This window comes from Streptomyces sp. AC627_RSS907, assembly GCF_019049165.1.
This window is the reverse complement of record NZ_JAGMUE010001330.1, coordinates 1-975: the sequence shown is the minus strand read 5'-3', so window position 1 is coordinate 975 and position 975 is coordinate 1. Positions and strand designations below refer to the sequence as shown.

The 975-nt window shown below is 72.7% G+C and carries 1 protein-coding gene; it reads left to right on the top strand.

From position 1 onward, the window contains the following. A partial coding sequence (locus tag KUM32_RS41760; RefSeq protein WP_217146836.1) for an acyltransferase domain-containing protein occupies nt 1-975 on the top strand: 975 nt, incomplete at both ends.

The following is a 975-nucleotide window of genomic DNA, read 5'->3' as shown; positions in this document are numbered from 1 at the left end:
GGCCCCGCCGGTCGAGGACGAGGCGCAGTCCGCCCCGGCCCCCGCCGACGACCACGGCCTGGCCCCCTGGACGCTTTCCGCCCGGAGCCCGGAAGCCCTGCGCGCCCAGGCCGAGCGGCTGCGGACCCACCTGATCGACGGGCCCGAGCACGGCGTTCTGGACATCGCCGAATCGCTGGTCGCCACACGCTCGGTGTTCGAGCACCGCGCGGTGCTGCTGGGCACCGAACGCGAGACGCTGCTGCGCGGCCTGGAGACCCTCGCCGCGGGCGACGACGCCCCCGGCATCGTCCAGGGGCAGGCCGCAGGCGGCGGCAAGACCGCGTTCCTGTTCTCCGGCCAGGGTGCGCAACGCCTGGATATGGGCCGGGAGTTGTACGAGACGTACCCGGTGTTCGCCCGCGCCCTGGACGAGGTGTGCGCGCACCTGGACGTCGTCCTGGACCGTCCGCTGAAGGACGTGATGTTCGCGGCCGAGGGAAGCGTCGACGCCGAGCTGCTGGACGGGACCGCGTTCACGCAGCCCGCGCTCTTCGCCGTCGAGGTGGCGTTGTTCCGGCTCCTTGAGCACTGGGGTGTCAAGCCGGACGTGCTCATCGGCCACTCGGTGGGTGAGATCGCCGCCGCGCATGTGGCCGGGGTGTTCTCGCTTCAGGACGCGTGTGCCCTGGTCGCGGCGCGTGGTCGGTTGATGCAGGCGCTGCCGGCCGGTGGGGCGATGGTCGCCATCGAGGCGTCCGAGGAGGAGGTCGCCGGATCGCTTGCCGGTCGTGAGGCCGAGGTGAGCATCGCGGCGGTCAACGGCCCGACGGCCGTGGTCATCGCGGGTGACGAGGCCGCCGTGCTGGAGATCGCCGGCCAGTGGGAGCAGCAGGGTCGCAAGACCCGTCGCCTGCGGGTCAGCCACGCCTTCCACTCGCCCCGCATGGACGCCATGCTGGACGACTTCCGTGCGGTCGCGCGGACGCTCGCCTA